This is a genomic window from Gimesia alba, from assembly GCF_007744675.1.
GTDB lineage: Bacteria > Planctomycetota > Planctomycetia > Planctomycetales > Planctomycetaceae > Gimesia > Gimesia alba.
In genome coordinates, this window is record NZ_CP036269.1 from 2,268,054 (window position 1) to 2,284,648 (window position 16,595).

Here is a 16,595-nt window from a genome sequence, read left to right on the forward strand (position 1 = left end):
GGCTCAGCAATTTAAAACAGACTTTGGAGACCGAATTTATGTTATCGGTTTTAGGAACTCGATCTTCCGGTAATGACGGATTCAGCCGTCGTAATTTTTTACAGTTGGGAGCACCTCTCCTGGGACTGGGGCTTGCCGATTTGTTGAGAGTACAAGCCTCGGCGAAAGAATCGGTCCGTCCCAAGTCAAAAAAATCATTGATTGTGTTCTGGACGCATGGCGGGATGAGTCAACAGGACACCTACGATATGAAGCCGGACGCACCAGCGGAATATCGCGGCATGTATCGCCCCATTTCGACATCCGTTTCTGACATTCACGTGACGGAACGCTTTCCCTTACAGGCGAAAGTCATGCATCATATTTCCCAGGTCAGATCGGTTCATCATGAAAATGGGATTCACGCTCCTTCAGCGCACTGGATGCAAACGGGATACTTTGGTCCCACGCTGGCACGCAATGCACCACAAAAACCATCCTTTGGCTCTGTGATCTCGCGAACGTTAGGAGCACAGTCGGAGCATATGCCCCCTTATGTGACGATTCCCAAGTCCGAAGCCTTTGGTTATCAGGGAGCAGTCTATCTGGGGAAATCCTATAATCCGTTTGAAGTGGGAGCGGATCCGAATTCCAAAAACTTTAAGATCCCGAACCTGGCTCTTCCCGATGGGTTAACCTTAAAAAGCGTCGAGTCACGACGTGAACTGCTGAAAAAATTTGATACGTTGAATCGCGAGGTTGATAAATCCGGAGTGATTGAAGGCCTGGACTCTTTTAAAACGCAAGCATTAGAAATGGTCACCGGGGAACGCGTGCGTAAAGCGTTCGATTTAAGTCGTGAAGACGATAAACTGCGTGATCAATATGGTCGACACCAATATGGTCAAAGTGCGTTATTGGCGAGACGACTTGTCGAAGCAGGCAGTCGTTGTGTGACCATCAATACCGGATACTGGGACCACCATAATGAGATTGAAAAAGGTCTCGAGGAACAGTTATCTCCTTTAGACCGGGCAATTGCTACACTGATTCAGGATCTCGAACAACGTGGCATGCTGAATGATGTTCTGATTTTTTGTGCGGGGGAATTTGGTCGCACACCTATGATCAATGGTCACGCGGGAAGAGATCACTGGTCAAACTGTTTTACGGTAATGTTTGCCGGAGGTGGTATCGCAGGCGGGCGTGTTGTCGGCGCCAGCGAAAAATGGGGTGGTGGCGTTGTGGAACGCAAAACTAGCCCCATGGATTTGCTGGCAACCATCTATCAACGGTTGGGGGTTCCTCTGGAAACGCATTTCAATGATGCCTCCGGTCGCCCCACAAGTATCATCGATACGGGACACCCCATTCGCGAACTGTTTTGATATCGGGGTTCAGAAAACCCGGACTTTATTGGTCGTTAGTCGTGAATTCAAATTGACTTAGGATCGAAGATCTGGCTGCCTTTCAGACAATCGCTTCCGATGGAAACGAGCAGGGCGGTACTTGACCTGATACGTCAATTTGATGATAATCAACAAATCAAATTGTACTTATGTAATGGCAAGCTAAGATCGCTCATTGCTTTCCTGCCTGAAGAAATCGTTCGATGAAAAAACAAGCATCCCTGAAACTGACAAATTGCGAAGGAGTTTCGCGTCGTAATTTTGTGCAGGCTGGCTTACTGGGAGCCGGAGGCTTGGGGCTGGCCGATCTGCTCAAGCTCAAAGCCGAGGGGGCGATTCATCCGAAGCAGCAGGATACCAGCGTCATTCTGTTCTGGTTAAGTGGTGGACCCGGTCATATGGAGACCTGGGATCCCAAACCGGAAGCGCCCTCTGATTATCGGGGGCCATTCCAATCCATCGCGACCAGTCTCGATGGCGTTCAATTCAGTGAATTGATGCCGGAGCAGGCAAAGCTGGCCGAGCACCTCGCCGTCTTGCGAACGGTCAATCACGGTTCTGGTGATCATACCAAAGGGAATCACTGGATGCTCACCGGCTTTGAAGGCCCTGCATTCAATGCCCCCGATAACCGTGTGCAAAGGCGTCCCTCGATGGGTTCCGCGGCTTCCTTTTTGCGCGGTGCAAATCAGGCGGGAATGCTACCTTATGTCGGGGTGCCGCATTTACGAGGGGGAACCGACAATCTGTTTCATTATTCCTCCTATATCGGAGGTGGCAGCAATCCGTTTATTGTCAATTCCGATCCGAATACCAGCAGCTTCAGTGTCAAAAATCTCACGTTAGCAAAAAACTTGACATTAGACAGATTGAAGAATCGTCGGGAACTCTTGGGCTCACTCGATGTGTTGCCACGCGATCATGAAAAAGCATTCCGCGATCTGGATGAGCATCAGCAGAAAGCATTTGAGTTGCTCGCTTCAAAAGGTGTTCGATCTGCGTTCGACATCACAGCAGAATCGGATTCCCTGCGTGACAGTTACGGCCGACATACTTTCGGTCAAAGCGCTTTATTGGCTCGAAGACTGATTGAACATGGCGCGACATTTGTTACCGTTAACTGTGTGCCGTGGGACCATCATGGTTCTGCAGGTCGGTATAAAACCGAAGAGGGAGCACGCAAACTGATTCCCCCGCTTGATGCAGCGATCGCAGGTCTCGTCCGCGATTTAATGGACCGCGGCTTGTACGAGAAAACGCTGGTTGTGGCGATGGGCGAATTCGGTCGTACCCCACGCATAAATCGCTATGCCGGCCGTGATCACTGGGGCCGAGCATTTAGTGTGCTGATGGGTTGCGGAGGCATGAAGATGGGGCAGATCATTGGTCGGTCCAGTAGCCGTGGTGAAGATGTCGTGGAACGTCCTGTCGGTCCACAAGACGTCGCAGCAACCATTTATCGACATTTGGGAATCGATCCCCAACGTGTGATCTTGCGTGATCGTCTGGACCGCCCGATGCCTTTGCTCGATACCGGCGAAGCCGTTTCCGAATTGTTCGGCTGAGATCAGTTCGAAGTTGATTTTCGTGTTTTTAGAAGGCACTATTTTCGGCAACGTTTGATTTGGACTGATTCAATTTGTTCGAGCCGTCCCAGACGCATAATGACCGTGTCTGCATTGATGTGTTCACGCAGAATGACGTGAAATTCTAAAGCAAAGGCACTTCCCTTACGAATCGTTTCTGCGCCTGTATTTTCATACGATTCACAAAGTTCTGACAGGATTTCATCCCAGATATTTTCCGCCCCCAACGCAATCTGCATGCGGAGTAACATGACTCCCGCAGGATGCATGATTTCCGCGGTCTGGAAGGTGGACCAGGATGGCTGGAAATGAGTGGCGGCTCCGATGACAATGAATCCCAGAGTTGCTACCCAGTATTGACCGGCTCCGATGGCCATTCCGATTACCACGGCAAACAGGACAAACGCGACATCCTGTGTTGTCTGCATCGCTGTCCGGAATCGTACAATGGAGAGCGCTCCCACCAGACTGAAGGCCCGCGCCACATTCTCGCCGATGATTTGTGTCGCCATCGCGATCAGGACACACATCAGAACCAGTGTTACCGAAAGCGTTTCATCAGTCACATTTTTCTGATGGAGTCGTGCCAGATAAGCGACTCCACAGCCGGCAGCCCAAGAGAGGAGCAGGTGTACTAGAATCACACCGACTGCCGGTTCGGAGGAAACGCTGATATTGGTAAACCAGTCTGTCATTGTACAACGTCGATTCTGGAATCAGAGTGAGGCAGGCTGACTGGCAATGCATTCGCTGGCTGCCATCACCGTACGATATTTTGAGAAGCCGGTTGAGAGTATAGGAAATTCAAGCAGCAGTTTTTTGAAAAGGGGAGGCAGAACATTGTGAAATTTGAGTTCCAGTATTTCTATCTCCGGCGACAGGCTGGTCCACCTGGGGGCACGATTGGGAACCTCCCAGAGACTGCTTCTGCAACCAGTGAGCTGGCTGTCAATTGTTAAACGAATCGTTCGATTCTGATGACGGGCCGTTTGGGCAAATCGCTGGTAGTGAACCAGGGCAGTGGGTTGTAAGTTTTTTTGAAGCACCCGTTGTTGAAACCAGGCACCGGTCCAGAGTGACTCTGCTGAGTGAGGCTGATGAATGAATTCCAGTTCTTCAGCAGAGATTGTCGAGCGTTTTTTCAGGACGATATTGTTTTTTTTACGTTTGGTTTCCACCCAGATATTGCTCTCATTGCCATAGCACCGTAGTCGATGCTTGGTTAAGCCTGCCACCCCGGTCTTGCGATAAATATCTAGAGATGAAGTATCCAGATACAGGGTATGAATTTCATAGCTGTCGCTTGGAAACGTCTGACAATGCGGGTCGGGATCCATCCGCTCTTTTGCCCAGTTGCGAACAGAGTTGCTTAATGCTTTGGGAAGAATGAATTTGAGTTCTACGCGACGATCCCTGGCCTGATAAACACGAACGGTGTCAGATTCCGGCACGACATGATTCAAGTCCAAAACAGGGGCTCCTCTCAAGAATCGACAAAAGTATTGTAATGTAACAGGGGAAAACGAGATCAACACCAAGCTTGAAATTCGTTATTCTTTGGGAGTGACTTTCAATAAATATTCGCGGCGTTCTCTGGCGAACTGGTGAAGATTAACGGCTCCATGACCTCCCGGCCCATGACCGCCGGTAGTAGACCTGGGGATTCGATTGGCTGTCAATTTGAGGAAATTCTCGTAGGAACCCAGTTTGCGTGTGTCCTGCTTGACTTCCTTGAGTAGGAGTTGACGGTACTGGTCAACGACTGGTCCCAGTTCGTTCCAGTCAAGATCTTCAGCGATCATACGAATCTTTTGCAGATAGCTGGCCCGCAGGTTGGGGACTGCCAGAATCTTGCTGCGGAGCGGCTTTTGTGAATCATCCAGACCGATCAGGGGATCCAGCTGGCCGCCTTCATTTTGTTTGCCGTTAGCATGTCTGGGATCAAATCCGGGTTGCGCGGGGAATCCCCGGGGAGGGCCACCTGATGGACCCGGAGGGCCAAAGCCATCTGGTGGTCCTGCTCCCCGAGAACCCGTGCCTGCACGCCTCTCGCGAAATCTGCCTGGTGGACCACCAGGCGGACCAAAGCCTGGACCTCCTCTGACGAATCGAAACGCCTCATTCATGTCGTGGGGAAAGAAATGAAAACGGTCCTGTTTATCAAGAAAAATACTGTAGTCGCTGGCACGGATCCAGTAGCCATCAGAGTTGCAGAGCGCGTTATCGAGGGCTAGGAACCAGAGAAGTTCGTTCATGTCCACTTTGTCAGTCAGTGCTGATTCCAGCTCACTGGCAGGAGTCTGATTCAGAATGCGACAGAATTCGATTAACTTCTTGAGCGACTTTTCATCGCCATTCTTCATTTCATAGGGATACCCATATAATTCAGGTGACTCACCTCTGTAATCGAGTCCGCCTCCCCCTCTGGGAGAGCCACTGACTTTCCAGCGGGTTCCTTTTGCTGACGGGTAGTTTTCCTTCAAAAAATCTTTATTGAACTGTTGGACGTTCGTAAAAATTCCCCAGTTTTCGCCATTGATGACCACGCGAACCAGATTCGCTTTTGGGGCAGGCATATGTTTGCGGGCGATATGGGAATAGAGCACGGTACTCAGCAGAGAGTCGTCGCCGTTACAGTTCAGCAGGTTCAGGGTTTTCGCTCCCAGCAGTCTCTGTTCTTCGTTGGTAAAATCCAGAGACACGTTCAACGATCGTTTATAGCCCGCAGGTACCATCATATAGCTGGACATGCCACGAAAGTGAATTCCGCAACCAGGGTACTCTTTCCTGTCAACAATCAGTGTGGCGGGAACTTCGACATCAGTTCCATGGAAGTCTTCCAGTTCTGCTTCCCAGTCCTTGTTTTCGAAATTGATGAAGATCGTCCGCAACACAAACGGAGTATACAGGTCTGCGTTGATTACAGGGACGTCATCCGGCGAAATTTTCTTTCCCGGTCGAGGAGTGGAGCGGCTGTGATTCATCGGACCGGCTGGGCCACGCCTGTGCCTGCGGTTGTTTGTATCTGTTCTTCGAGAGTCAGGTCGGGGAGGTCCAAAACCGCCGGGGCCCCCTCGACGAACCGGATTATCTTTTAGAAACTGGCGTGCTTTCGTGCGTTCGTTTTTGTCTAATTGGCCGTTCTGATTCAGATCAAACTGATCAACCAGTTTGCGCTCTTCAGCACCAGGTCCACCAGGACCGGGGCGTCTTTCCGAACCGGAACCAGAGGAGAAGGGGGGCGCTCCCTGAAATGGTCCCGGAGGAAAGGTTGAGGGAGCGGACTGTGTTTGCGGACCAGGTGGCTGTGCGTGAACAAACGCAGTAAATGCCGTGACAGCAAATAGATAGCATAGAATTGTCTGGAAGGATCGCTGCATGAAAAGCCTCACTGATGTTCTCTAAAATCCTGCCCGAAAAAAACTGACATATGAATTTAGTAACGAAAACTGATCAGGCACCGCCGCGAAAATTGTATAATTTTTGAAATTAATCATTTTTTTGCGGCGGAGTGACAACGATTTACGTGACTTAATTACATAGCAGGTCAAACTCAAGGAGACTCACTTTGTTGCGAACTATTACGGATTCATGTGTATTTTAATGTTAGCCGATCCTGAAGATGAAAAAGCGAAGCTGACCACCGAGGACTTAATTGCCAGAGCCCGCGCAGGTGATGAGACCGCACTGGGCCAGATTCTGTCTGCCCAACGGTCTTACTTGAGAGTGCTGGCACGTGTGGAAGTCGGCCGGCATCTTCAGGGGAAACTGGATGTTTCAGATATTATTCAGGAAGCGTTTCTGGAAGCACATAAAAGTTTTCCGAATTTCAAAGGCAAGCACGAACCGCAATTGATTCAGTGGATTCGTTCGATTCTGGCCCATACGATTGCCAATACGGTTCGTCGCTACTTTGGGACTCAAGCACGCGATCCCCGACTGGAACAACAGTTGGCAGCTGAAATCGATCAATCTGCGATTTCTTTGGGGGGCCTGCTTGTTGATCCCGGGGCTTCTCCCAGTCAACAGGTACTGCGTGTTGAACAGACAAGGCTGGTGACCGATGCGTTATCATGTCTGCCGGAAGATTATCAATCCGTGTTGATTTTACGGCATCTGGAAGGGCTTACGTTCCCTAAGATTGCAGAGCGAATGGGGAAAACGGTGGATTCCGTTGAAAAACTGTGGTTGCGTGGATTAACGCGTCTCAAAAAAGAGTTTGCCAGGACGGCTTCTGCTTCGGAGGTGAAATAGTGTTACAAAACGAAGATAGTCTGGCGAACACATTTGTGTATCACAAATCTGATAGTGAAGATTCCCGTGTGATTGAGATCTCCCGTGAATACCTGGCATTACTTGAAGCTGGAAAAACTCCCGACAAAGCGAAGTTTATCAGCCGCTATCCCGAATTGTCAGAAATAGTCGAGGAGTGCCTGGAAGGAATCGATCTGGCGCATTCACTGTCTCAACATCTCTCTCCGCAACTTTCCGAGATGATGGCCAAACCGCTGGGTGATTTCAAAATTGTTCGTGAAGTTGGGCGCGGAGGAATGGCCACCGTTTATGAAGCAACACAATTGTCGTTAGGACGTCGAGTGGCATTGAAAGTACTGCCATTTGCAGCGGCCCTGGATGAATGTCAGAGACAGCGTTTTCAGATTGAATCCCACGCGGCTGCCAATTTGCATCATACGAACATCGTTCCTGTTTACGCTGTGGGCAGCGAACGAGGTATGCATTATTACGCGATGCAGTTGATTGAAGGGGAATCGTTGTCGGAATGGGTGATTCGACAGAAGCAGGAACTGACGGGAGAACATGCCGCGCATCAACGTCCAGAAGAAGCGGCCGGTTCTGATACAGGTACTCAGACAGATTCGACTGAGATCGTGAATCCGTCTGTATCTCATACGGATCATCGAGCTGCGCGCAGCTGGTATCAGACCATCGCGAAAATTATTGCGCAAATCGCAGAAGCCCTGGATTATGCGCATTCATCGGGAGTCATTCACCGTGATATTAAGCCAGCGAACTTGCTGATTGATATCAAAGGGAATGCCTGGATCACGGACTTTGGTCTGGCCCAGGTGTCGGCCAGTTCCAGTGTGACGCGAACCGGTGACCTGTTAGGCACACTGCGCTATATGAGCCCGGAACAGTTGAGTGGAAAACGTGCATTGATCGATCAACGGACCGACATTTATTCGCTGGGTGCGACACTCTACGAATTACTCTGTCTACAGCCCGTGTTTTCAGCCAGTGCCAGGCAGCAATTACTGCATGACATTCTATATGATGAACCCAAACCGTTGCGGCAGGTGAACCGATCCATTCCGATCGAACTGGAAACGATCGTCATGAAATCGTTGTCGAAACTGCCAGCAGAACGATATCAGACGGCAGCCGAGTTGGCGGATGACTTGCATCGGTTTCTGGATGAACGACCCATTTTGGCGCGCCGACCTACGCTGGTCGATCATACTCGTAAATGGCTCAGGCGGCATCCTTCGGTCGTTGTTTCATCTTTCATTGTTTTATTACTCGGCCTGGTGGGGGTCTCGTTTGCCATGGCAGCCATTTCTCAGGAAGAACATAATACGCGACAGGCGCTGACACGAGAGCAACAACGGGCTCAAGAGGCAGAGCAAAGACTCCAGTTAGCGCAGCGCGCCGCCGATGACATGATTGCATTGGCGGAATTTGAATTATCTGATAACCCTTTTGATGAAAGTCTACGTAAAAAATTACTGGAATCGGCTTTGGCGCATTACCAGGCAATGATGAAAGAGCAACAGGATAATCCAGCGGCGCTGGAGAAACTCAAAGAGACGCGCGATCGAATAGAGCAGATTTTAACGGAACTCATTGTTTTACAATCAGACCGGGAAACACATATTTTACGTCAACCAGATGTGCTGAACGATTTAAAGGTGACTGAAGAACAAAAAAGCAAAATTACAGAGCTGTTTGACTGGCGACAATCACAAATTCGACAGGCGGTTGAATCTATCCGAGGTCAGCCAAAAAGCCAAAATGAACGAAAGAGCCAGACCATTCGCAAACGAATGATTCAGGATGCTAAAGATACGACAGCAGCAATCAATCAGATCTTGACCAGGAAGCAACTGGAACGCTTAAAACAATTAACACTTCAGATCCAGGGATCACGTGCATTACATGAAACAGAAGTCATCAACATATTGAATCTGACGAATGAGCAGCGGCTTGCAATGCGTGCGATCGAGTCAGAGTACCAGTTTCGCAGGAGACCACCCCGCGCCGGACAAAGAAGTGGTCCCGCTGGCAAACGGTCGTTTTCGGGAGAGAATCCTCCGCAGTCGGAACAACCGGAGGAAAAAAGAATTGATGGTTCTCAGTATCGTCCACCAGGTGGTCGGGCTCGTGAAAATGATTCTGACCAGTTAAAACAGATTCTATCTCTACTTACCCCCCAACAGCTGCAGCAGTGGAACGAAATGACCGGTGCTCCCTTCAGTGGAGATATCGACGATGCGAGAAGACCCCTTGGCCCCAAGTAAAATTACTGTGTTTAAGCAGAGAAAACTTGATTTTATGTACGAGGGCGCGCTTTTCCGGTTATATCATTTAGTCGTTTTGTGACGTGCCGTACGAATCATTGCAACTTTGGTCTCTGCTTGCCAAAGCAGCGCTGCCTGTACATGATTTTCAAAATGTTTTCAAACCATAGCTGGACACAGGGTAGGACAGCATGGTTAAATCAGAGTATTCCGAGTCTGGATTGGTTCCAGACTCAAGCCACGTCTAATTATATCGGACATTGCTGTTTGAACTGGGCCGAAACAGCTTCCGCGCCAAGTTAATCCTGGGCACGTTAGCAGTCAGCGGCCGCCTGTCTACCTCGCGGTTTTCTGCTCACACCCGGGTATAAGCAGTGTTACGGTGACCAAAGCACGTTTTAGAATCATCAGAATCCTGATCTCGTGCCAAGTCCATTGTCTACTGATGCAGAATCTCTGCATCAGAGGTAATCACTGCCTTGGCACAGACTTGAAAGGACTCTGCGTTCGCAGAGTTGATGAGATGAAACGACTTTATGTAAACCTGCTGCAATGGTTTTCTCAACAGCCCATCACTTCACGGCGTTCTCGCGCCAAAACCTCACGAACAGTCGAAGCACTTGAGGTGCGTACCATGCTCGCGGCGCATCCGCTGGCCGATGCCCCCGACATTCAATTTCAAATCGAAGAAGACTGGGGTTCCGGAAGGACAGCCAGCCTGATTCTGACAAACGATGAAGCGAGTGCCTTTACGGATTGGCAGCTGGAGTTTGATTATAGCGGCGAAATTCAGTCGCTCTGGAATGCCGAAGTGGAGAATCTCGGCGGCGGCCGGTATCGAATTTCCCCACCGAATTGGGATAACACGCTCGATGTAGGTGAGTCGCTGGCCGTCGGATTCGTAGCCGTTGGAAATCATAGCGAACCATCGGGCTTCGCTTTTCTAGGAAGTGGTAATCCGGTAGATCCTGACCCAGATCCAGATCCCGACCCGGATCCTGTGGTGGGCGCTCCCAATATACCGAGTGTGAGTGTGCTCGCGGATTATAATACGGGCGGTTATCATGTGACCCTCAACCTTTATGCAGGGGCACCTGCGGAGCAGTGGAAATTATACGAGAACGGCGAATTGATCTATGAGTCGTCTTTGTCGGGGAATGCGACTCCACAAACAGATAGCCTACACATCACGAACAGAGCCTACGGTATTTTTCGATATCAGGTCGAAGTCAGCAACGCGAGCGGAACAACGTTGAGTGACGAAGTGGTCTATGTTGCCGGTGGCGCCAGTCTGATCAGTATCGAAGAGGTCGACCTTACCGGACAAGCTCTGCAGACGACAATCGACCAGACAACGGTCGAATACACACTTGCCTCCTCCAGCGAGTCGGCACAGTTTAGTCTTGCCACCAGTAATTCGCGGGTGATCAATGCTGAGATCGTAAACGGAAATACGTTACGGATTACCGGTCTGGAAGCAGGACGGGCATCTGTGCGAATTACCGATGGAGAAACTGGTGAAGATCGCTATATCGGGGTGCGCGTCCGCACTGAAGACGGTCAACTGCCGGGGCTACCCGATTATGTCACGATCGGTTCAGTGAGTGAAGATACCACAGGCGATCTGGCGTTCTGGCAGGATTTTGACAGCAGCGATCCGCTGACTAACAAATATGTTGACTCTCGGTATATTTATCTAAATGGCGGGCCAATCAGCGGCTGGCGCAGTTGGGACCCGGATCGTGTGAGTAGTTACGTTCGCGAAAGCATGAAGCTGGGAATGATTCCTCAGTTCGTTTACTACAACATTCCGGATGGCGGGGAAAGCTATACGACCGACCTGGAGCATATCAACAGCCTGTCGTATATGGAAAACTATTTCCGTGATCTGAAATATGCACTCGATACGATTCGCACTGAAGCCGGTGACGAGCTGGTGCAGATGATCCTGGAACCTGACTTCATCGGATACATGATGCAAAATGCCGGCGCTTCAGCCAGTGCGATTTCAGCGATGACGAGTGCCGCCTATAGCAGCGGCGTGTTACAGCAGGGCGTCGATCCGCAGTTCGACAATTCGGTGACGGGCCTCATTCAGGCGATCAATTATACGATCAGCACTTATGCTCCGAATGTCGAATTCGGCTGGCAATTCAACCTCTGGGCTTCGCCCGGGATTGAAACACCGATTCCGGGAACAGGAATCGTGCACCTGACCGATACGTTGGGAGTGGAAGCAGGACGCGCCGCGATTGCCCGCGAAGCGGAATTGATCGCAGAATATTATATGGAGGCAGGAATTCTGAGTTACGGTGCCGGGTTTATTTCGCTCGATAAATACGGTCTGGATGCGGGAGCACAAAATGGTGCAGCCAGCAATCCGGAAGCCAGCACCTGGTTCTGGAACAACGATCACTGGAATAATTATCTGCTGATTGTTCAGACGCTCACGGAAACGACGGACCGCGAAATGGTGCTCTGGCAGATTCCCGTTGGTCATATCAATGACAGTCTCGCCACGAATCCGTATGACGAGAATGGTACCTTTGACCCACTGACGAATACCACGCGCCAGTATGAGGACTCTGCGCCCACATTCTTCCTGGGCGATACCTTTACCGCAAGCGGAGATCGTCTGGATTACTTTTCGACCAATGAATTCGGGGATGATAAGCTGACCGTTTCCGGAAATACCATCACCTGGGGTTCGCACATCGAAGAGGCACGGGCTGCCGGTGTGCGGCAGATCCTCTTTGGAGCTGGTGTCGGAATCAGTACCGATTCGATTGGCAGTGAACCTACCGACGATTACTGGTGGATTACCAAGGTGCAGGAATATTATCAAAATCCCGTCCCATTAGATGTTGTCGTTGATCCGCCTGATGAAGTGGCGCCGGTGGTAAGCATCAGCGGTGCATCTGTTACCGAAGGGGGGAGTGGGTTTATTCTGGCGACGCTAACCGTCTCACTCTCTAAACCTGCAACCGAAGCAGTTACGGTCAACTACCAGACGTCCAATGGAACAGCGACCGCTGGTGACGATTATGAAGCAGCCAGCGGTCAGGTTACGTTCGCCGTAGGTGAAAGCACAAAGACGATTACCGTTCGTGTCTTTGGGGATACACAGGTCGAATCGAATGAGCAGTTTTATGTGACCCTCAGTAGTCCCATCGGCGCTACTCTGGATGATAACCTTTCGTCTGCCGCTACTACGATTCTCAATGACGACGTTGCCAGCGAAACAGACGTGACGGTTACGACCCCCTTCGAAACGCCTGTCACGATTTCGATTGGTACGTCTGCAGGAGACCCGGACTTCGCCAGCCATGTGCAGCAGTATGTGAACGGGACTCTATTCCCCAGTCAATACAGCCAGGAGCAACTTGATGCCGTGGTGAGCGATTACTTCGACCAATGGAAGTCGGACTGGTTGCGCGTCGATCCCGGTGGCAACGGCTACCGGGTGATCATGGACTCGTCAGGACGGACGACATCTGAAGCACAAGGCTACGGGATGCTGATCTTAGCGCACCTGGATGGCTATGATCCGAATGCTCAGGCAATCTTTGATGGTCTGTTCCAATATTCGCGTGCGAATCCCAGTCAGGGGAATTCGGATCTGATGGACTGGGCGCAACCGGATGCCTACGGGAATAACAGTGCCTTCGATGGAGATGCCGATATTGCCTATGCACTGTTAGTCGCAGATGCGCAGTGGGGCAGTGATGGCGCGGTCAACTATCGCCAGGAAGCGATTACCATTATTAACGCCATCTACGAATCGACGATTGGACCGGACAGTCATCTTCCCATGCTGGGAGACTGGGTCAATCCGAATGGTAGCCAGCATAGCCAGTGGACTACCCGTACCAGCGACTTTATGTATGGTCACTTCAGGGCATTTGAAGCTGCCACACAGACCGGGGCCTGGGACGAAGTTATTGCTGCCACGCAGGACGTGTTGACGAAGCTGCAGCAACAATCAGGAACAGGGCTGGTGCCGGACTTTGTGATCGTGGATCCGGTAACCGGCGATGTTTCGCCTGCTCCTTCAGGATTCCTGGAAGTCAACGATCAGCATTACTGGTATAACGCGGGACGTGTTCCCTGGCGAATCGGCACGGACGCGGTTTTGAGTGGCGATGCCGTTTCGCTGGCTCAGGCACAGATGTTGTCCGAATTTTTCCAACAATCTTCGGGGGGCAATCCATCACAGATTCTGGGCGGCTACGCACTCGATGGAACGCCATTGAATAACTGGAGCGATCCTTTCTTCCGGGCAGCGGTGGGTGTCTCTGCCATGACCGGTTCGGATGCCGCTGATCAGGCCTGGCTCAACTCGGTATTCGACAGTATCGCGACGACTCACTCGAATTACTATGCCGATTCAGTCTCCATGCTGAGCATGCTGGTGATGTCAGGAAACTTTATCAGCCCGACATCTTCAACAGGGGGGAGTACGACACTGGAGTCGTTCACTCAACCCGCTCACGGGCAGGTCGTTGATAATCAGGACGGCACGCTGACTTACACGCCGGCTGCTGATTTCTCTGGCGATGACAGCTTTACTTATACGACTGTCGCCGAATCAGGTAGCATCACCACCACAACGGTGCTTGTCACTGTTGAGCCTTTCGTGGTCATCGTTCCTGAGGTTTCCATCAATGATGTCACTGTGACGGAAGGTGATAGCGGCAGTTCGCTCGCCGTGTTTACCGTCACACTGGATCAGCCGACCACGGAACCGGTGTCAGTGCAATACCAAACCCAGGACGGGGCTGCAATTGCTGGTCAAGACTATCAGGCTCTCAGCGGTCAACTGGTCTTCCAACCAGGGGAGACGACGAAAACCATTTCGGTGCCGATTCTGGGCGACACTCTGATCGAATCGAATGAGGGCTTCCAGGTTGTGCTCGATCAGGCAGTCGGCGTCACACTGGCGTCAGCCATTGGTAACGGCACGATTCAGGACAACGATGCGCCGGCTCCCACAGGCGGCGTGGACTTCGCTGTCGTGAATGACTGGAACAGTGGGTTCCAGGGAGCGATTGAGATCAGTAACGAGAGTGACGAAGCCTGGGAAGGGTGGACAATGCAGTTCACTTTCGATGGTGACATCACGGATATCTGGAATGCAGAGATTGTGTCTCACGTCGGAAATACCTACGTCATTCGCGGTGCATCATGGAATCGGGACATCCCCGCTGGTGGAACGATTTCCTTTGGTTTCATCGCGACTCCGGGCGGTCTGGATGATCCCTTGACGGATTTCATTCTGAATGGGGGGCTCATTTAATACCGAAGGGTATTTTTGATACCCTCAAATACTTACGTTAGCAGAAAGAAAACAGGCCTTCGTCATCTGACGAAGGCCTGTTGGTTGGATGGTAGTTCACTTTTATGGAAGCAAACTTTAGATGACTTCAGGCAGAGGGAGGTAACCGCTATCCACGAGGTACTGAGGTCGGCCTGCGTGATCGGGCAGGGTAACCTGTTGCACGTCGATCCCCATGTTGTGATAGAGCGTAGCAAACATTTCCTGGAAATGGACGGGGCGATTTTCTGCCTCACCACCCAGCCGGTCTGTGGTGCCGATGACCTGACCGGTTTTCATGCCGCCACCGGCGAGTAAGGCATTACAAACGCGCGGCCAGTGATCACGACCGCCGTTTTTGTTAATCATTGGTGTCCGTCCAAACTCGCCCCAGGCAATAACCGTTGTATCTTCAGCCAAGCCGCGCTGGTGCAAGTCTTCAATCAGGGCTGTGATCGCCTGGTCGAAATCGGGGAAATTCGTTTTGGCATTTTTGAAATTACTACCATGCCAGTCCCAGAAGCTATAACTCAGAGTCACAACGCGCGCCCCGGCTTCGACAAGACGACGCGCGAGAAGAAATTGTTCGTTCAGTCGCGGAGCAGCGTCCCCTTGTTTTCTTGTGGTTCCTTTGCCGTAGCGTTCGCGAATTGCAGGATCTTCTTTCGAAACATCAAGCGCCTCCACTAATCGCCCCGAGGTTAGAACACCAAAAGCCTGTTCGTTGAAGGAATCGAGCCCTTGCATCGCACCGCTGGCATCGGCATCACGCCTGAACTGATCGAAACTACGCAGCAGATTTTTGCGATCTTGCAGGCGATCCAAGGTAATGCCGTTGAGCGTCATATCACCCTTCATTTCGCCATTCGGATTAAAAGGGGTGTGAGACATTCCCAGGAAGCTGTTTTTCCCAAAGTTATAGGGAGTGTGCTGCATCTTAGGTGAAAGATTCACATAAGCGGGTGACGTTGCCCGTGGATTGCCTTTCAAGTGTGACAGAGCAGAACCTAACTCGGGCCAACCGCCGGCTGGCTGGTTTCGGTCACTGTGTCCGGTCATACATTGAAATGAAGCATGCTGGCCAATTGAACCAACGAGGGAATTGACAAAGACGCATTTGTCAGCAATTCTTGCCAGTTGGGGGAGATGTTCACAAATGCGAATGTCGGGAACATTGGTCGCAATGGGGCTGAATTCACCACGTATTTCCGATGGCGCGTCCGTCTTAAGATCATACATGTCCTGATGCGGCGGCCCGCCTGGCAGATAGATCATGATGATGGATTTATGAGAATTGGCTTTGCCCGATTGTTGCTCCGCCTTGAGAATGTTCGGCAGAGTAAGACCACCCAGACCAACGGCGCCGATTTTGATGAAATTCCGCCGCGACACCTGATTGCAGAACTTGTTGGAAGAAGCATCAAAAATATTTAGCATTAACTACTCCAAGTGGGAGGATCGCACAACGTCTTTCGACGCTCGATTTGGGGGGAGATAGATTTTGTGTGGATAGAGATAATTGATTGCTATAATTCTACCTCTCGTTTTCTGATTTGTCTACATCGGCCATTAAAGACCTGGTTTCACGACTTGATACAAGGTGGTTCTATTACAGGGGGCTCTAAGTGCAAAAAATTATTGGAATCCGGGGCATAATCACACAGCATTGAGTTATCAGAGGCACAACCGCCAGATCATTCAAATTGGATGCAAGGAAACGAGACATTTGACGCTTCGTGGTAGTCATAACGATCTCACTAGAGGATTG

The 16,595-nt window shown here is 50.8% G+C and carries 9 protein-coding genes; 5 read left to right on the forward strand and 4 right to left on the reverse strand.

Going from position 1 to position 16,595, the window contains the following annotated elements:
* The first annotated feature begins 38 nt into the window (after positions 1–38).
* Positions 39–1,367 (forward strand): DUF1501 domain-containing protein, encoded by a 1,329-nt coding sequence (locus Pan241w_RS08495; protein ID WP_145213786.1) that lies wholly within the window; start codon positions 39–41, stop codon positions 1,365–1,367.
* A 224-nt stretch (positions 1,368–1,591) separates the two neighbouring features.
* Positions 1,592–2,953: a DUF1501 domain-containing protein gene (locus Pan241w_RS08500; RefSeq protein ID WP_145213788.1), complete on the forward strand. Its 1,362-nt coding sequence runs from the start codon at positions 1,592–1,594 to the stop codon at positions 2,951–2,953.
* Between the two features lie 38 nt (positions 2,954–2,991).
* Here the strand turns inward: Pan241w_RS08500 and Pan241w_RS08505 are convergent, their stop codons facing one another.
* The 3 genes from Pan241w_RS08505 to Pan241w_RS08515 form a co-directional block, all read right to left on the reverse strand.
* On the reverse strand, positions 2,992–3,669 hold the full coding sequence (locus Pan241w_RS08505) for a DUF4956 domain-containing protein (RefSeq protein WP_145213791.1): 678 nt from the start codon (positions 3,667–3,669) through the stop codon (positions 2,992–2,994).
* A 21-nt stretch (positions 3,670–3,690) separates the two neighbouring features.
* Positions 3,691–4,443, reverse strand: coding sequence for a polyphosphate polymerase domain-containing protein (locus tag Pan241w_RS08510; protein ID WP_198000410.1), 753 nt, complete (start codon positions 4,441–4,443; stop codon positions 3,691–3,693).
* A gap of 81 nt (positions 4,444–4,524) precedes the next feature.
* Entirely contained in the window at positions 4,525–6,354 is a 1,830-nt protein-coding gene (locus Pan241w_RS08515; RefSeq protein WP_145213796.1) for a CotH kinase family protein, read from the reverse strand.
* A 223-nt stretch (positions 6,355–6,577) separates the two neighbouring features.
* On the opposite strand from Pan241w_RS08515, the gene Pan241w_RS08520 reads away from it, so the two are divergent.
* The 3 genes from Pan241w_RS08520 (at position 6,578) to Pan241w_RS08530 (ending at position 14,809) form a co-directional block, all read left to right on the forward strand.
* A complete protein-coding gene (locus tag Pan241w_RS08520; protein WP_145213799.1) occupies positions 6,578–7,228 on the forward strand; it encodes a sigma-70 family RNA polymerase sigma factor in 651 nt (216 codons plus the stop codon).
* Positions 7,228–9,513, forward strand: coding sequence for a serine/threonine protein kinase (locus Pan241w_RS08525; RefSeq protein ID WP_145213802.1), 2,286 nt, complete (start codon positions 7,228–7,230; stop codon positions 9,511–9,513). The genes Pan241w_RS08520 and Pan241w_RS08525 overlap by 1 nt, the downstream gene beginning before the upstream one ends.
* 523 nt (positions 9,514–10,036) lie before the next feature.
* Positions 10,037–14,809, forward strand: a complete 4,773-nt coding sequence (locus Pan241w_RS08530) for a glycosyl hydrolase family 8 (RefSeq protein WP_198000411.1) — start codon at positions 10,037–10,039, stop codon at positions 14,807–14,809.
* Positions 14,810–14,926: 117 nt separating this feature from the next.
* On the opposite strand, the gene Pan241w_RS08535 is transcribed toward Pan241w_RS08530, so the two are convergent.
* The gene (locus Pan241w_RS08535) at positions 14,927–16,264 is read right to left on the reverse strand and encodes a DUF1501 domain-containing protein (RefSeq protein ID WP_145213808.1); all 1,338 of its coding nucleotides are present in this window, start codon (positions 16,262–16,264) and stop codon (positions 14,927–14,929) included.
* Positions 16,265–16,595: the final 331 nt, after the last annotated feature.

Coding starts and splice junctions, on each gene's coding strand:
- Pan241w_RS08530 (WP_198000411.1), top strand. CDS start 10,037: ATGAAACGACTTTATGTAAACCTGCTGCAATGGTTTTCTCAACAGCCC.
- Pan241w_RS08520 (WP_145213799.1), top strand. CDS start 6,578: ATGTTAGCCGATCCTGAAGATGAAAAAGCGAAGCTGACCACCGAGGAC.
- Pan241w_RS08500 (WP_145213788.1), top strand. CDS start 1,592: ATGAAAAAACAAGCATCCCTGAAACTGACAAATTGCGAAGGAGTTTCG.
- Pan241w_RS08515 (WP_145213796.1), bottom strand. CDS start 6,354: ATGCAGCGATCCTTCCAGACAATTCTATGCTATCTATTTGCTGTCACG.
- Pan241w_RS08505 (WP_145213791.1), bottom strand. CDS start 3,669: ATGACAGACTGGTTTACCAATATCAGCGTTTCCTCCGAACCGGCAGTC.
- Pan241w_RS08535 (WP_145213808.1), bottom strand. CDS start 16,264: ATGCTAAATATTTTTGATGCTTCTTCCAACAAGTTCTGCAATCAGGTG.
- Pan241w_RS08495 (WP_145213786.1), top strand. CDS start 39: ATGTTATCGGTTTTAGGAACTCGATCTTCCGGTAATGACGGATTCAGC.